Origin of the sequence: Georgenia sp. 311 (genome assembly GCF_006151955.1) — a bacterium.
Lineage (GTDB): Bacteria > Actinomycetota > Actinomycetes > Actinomycetales > Actinomycetaceae > Oceanitalea > Oceanitalea wutianyii.
In genome coordinates this window covers 5,364-10,644 of record NZ_VDFS01000023.1, presented here as the reverse complement: position 1 = coordinate 10,644, position 5,281 = coordinate 5,364, and the positions used below count along the sequence as shown (strand labels likewise).

Here is a 5,281-nt window from a genome sequence, read left to right as displayed (position 1 = left end):
CGTCCTCGTCGGTGCCGAGCAGGGCGGGGAAGCCGAGCTCGACATAGGTGCGCACCTGCCGCTCGAGCTCGGCCTCGGGCGGGGCGACAGGGTCGACGGCGGTCTGCGCGGCCGAGGGGCCGGCGAGGACGGTGGGCAGGTCGGCGGGGTGGGGGACGGTCTGCTGGGGCACGACGGTGACCTCCTGGGATGGTGGGCGCCCCGGGGTCAACGCACGCGCCGCCAGAACTCTTCCCAGGATGTGATCCACGACATATCGTCGGGGGCGGGTGGTTCGACGACGAGCCACTCACGGCAGATCGAGAGCACGAGGGAGTACTCGCTCATGACCATCGAGACCGACGTCGCCAAGGACACCGCCGCGCCGCAGCCGAACGTCTACGCCGCCCCGGGCACCGAGGGCGCGCTGATGAGCTACGAGAAGCGCTACGACAACTACATCGGGGGCCGGTGGGTCCCGCCCGTCAAGGGCCAGTACTTCGCCGACCAGAGCCCGGTGGACGGCAAGACGTTCACCGAGGTCGCGCGCGGCACCGCCGAGGACATCGAGCTCGCCCTCGACGCCGCCCACGCGGCCGCCCCGGCCTGGGGGCGCACCTCCGTGGCACAGCGGGCGCTGGTGCTCCACCGCATCGCCGACCGCATGGAGGAGAACCTCGAGCGGCTCGCCGTCGCCGAGACGTGGGAGAACGGCAAGCCCGTGCGCGAGACGCTCGCCGCGGACCTGCCGCTGGCGATCGACCACTTCCGGTACTTCGCCGGCGCGCTGCGCGCCCAGCAGGGCGGCATCTCCCAGCTCGACGAGGACACCGTCGCCTACCACTTCCACGAGCCGCTCGGGGTGGTCGGGCAGATCATCCCCTGGAACTTCCCCATCCTCATGGCCACGTGGAAGCTCGCCCCGGCGCTCGCGGCGGGCAACGCCGTCGTCCTGAAGCCTGCCGAGCAGACCCCGGCCTCGATCCTCTACCTCATGTCCCTCATCGGGGACCTGCTGCCCGACGGCGTCGTCAACGTCGTCAACGGCTTCGGGCTCGAGGCGGGCAAGCCGCTCGCGTCCAACCCGCGCATCGCCAAGATCGCCTTCACCGGCGAGACGACGACGGGCCGCCTCATCATGCAGTACGCGACCCAGAACATCATCCCGGTGACGCTCGAGCTCGGCGGGAAGTCGCCCAACATCTTCTTCCCCGACGTCATGGACGCCGACGACTCCTACCTCGACAAGGCGCTCGAGGGCTTCACGATGTTCGCCCTCAACCAGGGCGAGGTGTGCACCTGCCCCTCCCGGGCCCTCATCCACGAGTCGATCTACGACGAGTTCATGGCCCGGGCGCTGCCCCGCGTCAAGGCGATCAAGCGGGGCCACCCCCTCGACCCGACGACGATGGTCGGTGCGCAGGCCTCCTCCGACCAGTTCGAGAAGATCCGTAGCTACCTCGACATCGGCCGCCAGGAGGGCGCCGAGGTCCTCATCGGCGGCGGCGTCGACTCCGTCGAGGGGCTCGACGGCGGCTACTACATCCAGCCGACCGTCTTCAAGGGTGACAACTCGATGCGGGTCTTCCAGGAGGAGATCTTCGGCCCCGTCCTGTCGGTGACGACGTTCAAGGACTTCGACGAGGCCATCGCCATCGCCAACGACTCCCTCTACGGGCTCGGCGCCGGGGTGTGGAGCCGTAGCGCGGACACGATGTACCGGGCGGGCCGGGCCATCCAGGCGGGGCGGGTGTGGACGAACACCTATCACCAGTACCCGGCGCACGCAGCCTTCGGTGGCTACAAGCAGTCGGGCATCGGCCGCGAGAACCACCTCATGATGCTGTCGCACTACCAGCAGACGAAGAACCTCCTCGTGTCCTACGCGCCGGGACCGCTGGGCTTCTTCTAGACCGACGCCGGACCGGGGCCGCCGCGCGCGGCCCCGGTCCCCCCACCCGAGGGAGGGACCATGGAGGTCAGGGTGCCGCGGGTCGTGGCGCTGCAGGCCGCGAGCGAGCTGCTCGACCGGCTGCGCGACCAGCACGGGCCGCTGATGATGCACCAGTCGGGCGGCTGCTGCGACGGCTCCTCCCCCATGTGCTACCCGCAGGGGGAGTTCATCGTCGGGGACCGCGAGGTCCTCCTCGGCGTGCTCGACCTGCGGCTGTTCACCGGGCAGGTGCGCTCCGACGCGCCCGCCGACGAGGACGGCGTGCCGGTGTGGATCTCGGCCCAGCAGTTCGGGGCGTGGAGCCACACCCAGCTCGTCCTGGACGTCGTGCCCGGCCGCGGCGCCGGGTTCAGCGTCGAGGGGCCCGAGGGGGTCCGCTTCCTCACCCGCTCCCGGGTGTTCAACGACGCCGAGCTGCGGGCGCTGGAGAGCCAGCCGGTCCTCACCGGAGCGGACTGGGACACCGGTGCCCGCCCGCCCGCCGCGACCCACCCCCAGGTGGTCACGGAGGTCGCCGAGGCGTGCGCCATCCCGCGCGCGTGACGCCGGAGGACATACCCTCGTGCGCATGACCGTCTTCGCCGTCGAGTACACCTACGACACGAACCGCACCGACGACCTCGCCGCGATCCGGCCCGAGCACCGGGAGTTCGTCGCCGGTCTCGTCGACGCCGGCTCGCTCCTCGCCTCCGGCCCGTGGCTGGACAACGCCGCCCCCGGCGCCCTCCTCATCGTCCTCGCCGAGGACGTCGACGGCGCCTTCCGGCTGCTGGACGAGGACCCCTTCCACCGGGCGCACCTCATCACCAAGCGCACCGCCAGGCCGTGGAACCCGGTCCTGGGGGCGCTGCGCGAGCACGCGACGCTCTGACCCGGCTGGCACCCATGGACGACCTCTGGCCCTTCCTCCGGTGGATCATCGCGCTCCTCGCCGCCGCGGCGGCGGTCGCGCTCGTGATGTTCACCGTCTACGTCATCGTCCGCCGGCTGTCGGACCGCGGCGCCCCCCGCCTGCACGCCGCCTGGCTGCGGGTGCGCCGTCCGTTCGGCGCGCTCGTGCTCGCCATCGCGCTGCGCATCGCCTTCGGGACGACAGCCGAGGCGGGCACCGTGCGGGACGTCGGCATGCACGTGCTGCTCATCGCCATCATCGTCAGCGGCGTCTGGTTCGCGGCGACCATCGTGCTCGCCTGGCTCGAGCAGACCCAGCGCCGCGTCGTCGCCCGCAAGCAGGACGACCGTGACCGGCGCCGCACGCGTACCCAGATGCTCCTGATCCGGCGCCTCGTCAACGCCGGCTTCATCGTCGTCGGCGCGGCGATGGCGCTCCTCACCTTCCCCGGGGTCGAGCGCATCGGCACGACGATCCTCGCCTCCGCCGGCCTGCTGTCGGTGGTCGTCGGCATCGCGGCGCAGAGCAGCCTCGGCAACCTCTTCGCCGGGCTCCAGCTCGCGTTCACCGACGCGATCCGGATCGGGGACATCGTCGAGGTCGACGGCACGTACAGCACGATCGAGGACATCACGCTGTCCTACGTCGTCGTGAGCATCTGGGACGAGCGGCACAAGGTGCTGCCCTCGACGTACTTCACCACCCAGCCGTTCATCAACTGGAGCCGGACCGGCGACACGGTCACCGGCGTCGTCTACTTCGAGCTCGACTGGCGCACCGACTTCGAGCGGATGCGGGCCGCCTTCGACGCGTTCGTCGAGCAGCACCCCGCGTGGGACAAGCGCGGGAAGTCGCTCCTCGTCACCGACTCCACCGGCGGGCACGTCACCGTCCGCGCGCTCGTGACGACGGCGAACACCGACGACGACTGGACCCTGCGCTGCGCCGTGCGGGAGCACCTCGTCGTGTGGCTGCGGGACAACGACCCGCAGGCGCTGCCGGTGCGGCGCGTCACCCTGCCGCCGTACGGCCCGGACCACGAGCCGGCGGCCGACGTCGCGGGCTGAGCCGCCGCGTCAGCCGTGCCCGGGCCGCTTGGTCCGGGTCGTGGGGGGCGCCGTGACCGGGTCCTCCGGCCACGGGTGCCTGGGGTAGCGCCCGCGCAGCTCGGCGCGCACCTGCGGGTAGCCGGTACGCCAGAAGCCGGCGAGGTCGGCGGTGACGGCGGCGGGGCGCCGGGCCGGGGAGAGCAGCTCGAGCACGAGCGGCACCCGGCCACCCGCCAGCGCCGGGGCGCCGCGCCAGCCGAAGACCTCCTGGATGCGCACCGCGAGTCTCGGGCGGGCCGGGTCGGTGTAGTCGACGCGGACCGCCGAGCCGGTGGGCACGGTGACCCGCTCGGGGGCGAGCTCGTCCAGCCGTCCGGCCTCCGGCCACGGCAGCAGCCTGCGCAGCGCGCTCGTCGTGTCGAGCCGGGCGAGGTCGCGACTGCCGCGCACCCCGGCGAGGTCCGGACCCAGCCACTCCCCCACCCGGGCGAGGAGAGCGTCGTCCGAGACGTCGGGCCACGGGTCACCGAGCGCGGCGTGGAGGAACGCCAGTCGCTGCCGCAGGAGGAGGGCGCCGGCGGGCCACGGGACGAGGCCGAGCCCTTCGGCGCGCAGGCCGTCGCGGACCGCCGCGGCCACGAGGTCGGCCGGCGGGTGTGCGAGCGGCTCGGAGGACAGCTCGATCGCACCCAGGTGCTCCACCCGCCGGGCGACGAGCCGGCCGGAGCGCCACGCGACGTCATCGCTCGTGCGCAGCAGGTGCGCCCCCGCCTCCCGGGCGGTCGCCTCGTCGACGGGCGCCGCCGCCCGGACGACGGCGTCGGGCTGCCCCGGGGTGCGGGTCGCGTCGGCCACGGCGACCCACTCGGCGCCGCCGAGCCCGCCCGCGGGCAGTCGCGCGCCGGCGCCCCCGGCCATGAGGTAGACCTCCGACCCCGGACGGCGACGGGCGATCCGGTCGGGGTGGGCGAGCGCGGTGACCAGCCCGACGGCGAGGTCGAGAGAAGGCGGGGCGCCGCCGGGGCCTCCCGCGGCGGCGTCCTGCCGTGAGCGGGTGACCAGGCGCTCCCACCGGTCGGCCTCGCGGCGCCAGGCCGACCGCCCGCCCGCCCGGGCGCGGCGCAGCGCGGCCGGCAGGTCGAGGTCCTGCGGCCCGGCGTCCTCGGCGAGCAGGGCGACGACCTCGGCCGCCGTGCGCGGACCGACGGCGGCCGCGCCGTCGAGCAGGGCGCGGGCCAGGCGTGGGTCGGCTCCGACGGCGGCGATCGCCCGGCCGCGCTCGGTCACGGTGCCGTCGGGAGCGAGCGCGCCGATGTCGGTGAGGACCGAGCGGGCCGCGGTGGCGGCGGCCGGCGGGGGCGGGTCGAGCAGGGCCAGGCCGACGCCGTCCGGTGCGCCCCACACGGC

General features: G+C 73.8%; 5 protein-coding genes. 4 read left to right on the top strand and 1 reads right to left on the bottom strand.

All coding sequences use genetic code 11. The features are described from left to right. The first annotated feature begins 325 nt into the window (after positions 1 to 325). The 4 genes from FHE66_RS04050 to FHE66_RS04035 are packed head-to-tail and all read left to right on the top strand — an operon-like array spanning position 326 to position 3,892. A complete protein-coding gene (locus FHE66_RS04050; protein WP_139071711.1) occupies positions 326 to 1,891 on the top strand; it encodes an aldehyde dehydrogenase family protein in 1,566 nt (521 codons plus the stop codon). 60 nt (positions 1,892 to 1,951) lie between these two features. Beyond that, on the top strand, positions 1,952 to 2,476 hold the full coding sequence (locus FHE66_RS04045) for a DUF779 domain-containing protein (protein ID WP_139071710.1): 525 nt from the start codon (positions 1,952 to 1,954) through the stop codon (positions 2,474 to 2,476). A gap of 25 nt (positions 2,477 to 2,501) precedes the next feature. Continuing rightward, positions 2,502 to 2,804, top strand: a complete 303-nt coding sequence (locus FHE66_RS04040) for a YciI family protein (RefSeq protein WP_139071709.1) — start codon at positions 2,502 to 2,504, stop codon at positions 2,802 to 2,804. Positions 2,805 to 2,818: 14 nt separating this feature from the next. Continuing rightward, on the top strand, positions 2,819 to 3,892 hold the full coding sequence (locus FHE66_RS04035; RefSeq protein ID WP_139071708.1) for a mechanosensitive ion channel family protein: 1,074 nt from the start codon (positions 2,819 to 2,821) through the stop codon (positions 3,890 to 3,892). A gap of 9 nt (positions 3,893 to 3,901) precedes the next feature. On the opposite strand, the gene FHE66_RS04030 is transcribed toward FHE66_RS04035, so the two are convergent. Then, positions 3,902 to 5,281, bottom strand: a 1,380-nt coding sequence (locus FHE66_RS04030; protein WP_304364097.1) for an ATP-dependent helicase C-terminal domain-containing protein, incomplete at its 5' end; no start/stop codon positions are given.